Genomic DNA, 1,017 nt, shown 5'->3' with positions numbered 1-1,017 from the left:
GACCGCACCGACTCCAGGTAACGCCAGCAACTGTGGGACATGATCGGCGAGAATCTCGTCCAGCTGAGCACGATTGGATTTCAGTTGGTCGCCGAGCTCGCTGATCCGCCGCGCCAAACGGACCGCTTCGCCGCGGGCAACCATCAGTCCGACCGGCTCATCACGACGCCGCCAACCGGCGATCGTCGAGATCTGTGCGCCCGAAAGCGCCTGCCGCGCATCTATTCCCAGATCATGGGACCTGAGTAACGCAGTCAGAGTGTTCACGGCCCGGGTCCGTTCGGTGGCCATCTGGTCCCGGGCGACGGTGAGGATGTTCAGCGCGGCCCGCAACTCGCCGCGCCGCCGGTCACGCAAGTCGTCGAGATCGGTGACGATCGCAGACCGTGCGGCGGTGACGGCGTCGAGAGCGTCGGTTTTCCCGTTGCCCCGCAACCGTTTCGCCGATGGCGTAGGGGCCTCGACCACGCGATAACCAGCGCGTTCGAACCGATCGGCAGCGATGGCACCATAGGAACCGGTGCCTTCGGCCGCGATCAACACCTTGCTGACCTCTCCATTGGTTCGGCGGCCGATCCACGTCTGAGCCCGGACGATGCCGGTAGTCGACGTCGGGAACGTCGCCTCGTCGATGATCCGCCCGGTCGGGCATTCGACGACGGCGTAGCTGTGCGTCGCGGCGTGCGTGTCGACGCCGACGACGAATCGGTAGTGGTCTGCAACGATGGACAATGCGATGTTCTCCCTGGTGGACGGACGTCGTGACCGGCGTCGGCCCGGGAGAGAGTCACTACGAGGCAGACCTGTAATGAGCCACAACCGATCCCGCGGTTGGGCAGGCTTCTGATCAGGCCATCGTGGTGGGCCGGGTCGGCGCCGGCCTTCAGACCGAGAAGGACAACTCCCGGGAAAGGCACCCGTACGGGGCCAGGCGATTCACGAGTCACACCCCGGTCTGAAAAACCAGCACCTACCCTGCCAGCCAGCCCCAGGCCAGCCACCACCAACACTTACAGG

At 65.2% G+C, this 1,017-nt stretch carries 1 protein-coding gene; it reads right to left on the bottom strand.

The features are described 5' to 3' along the window. Positions 1 to 732 (bottom strand): IS110 family transposase (locus tag JZ792_RS41200; protein WP_216918415.1); only part of this gene is annotated, 732 nt, incomplete at its 3' end. Positions 733 to 1,017: the final 285 nt, after the last annotated feature.

The organism is Nocardia noduli, assembly GCF_019038455.1.
Classification (GTDB): domain Bacteria; phylum Actinomycetota; class Actinomycetes; order Mycobacteriales; family Mycobacteriaceae; genus Nocardia; species Nocardia noduli.
Note: the sequence above shows the minus strand (reverse complement) of the source record. Positions and strands in the feature narration are given on the sequence as shown.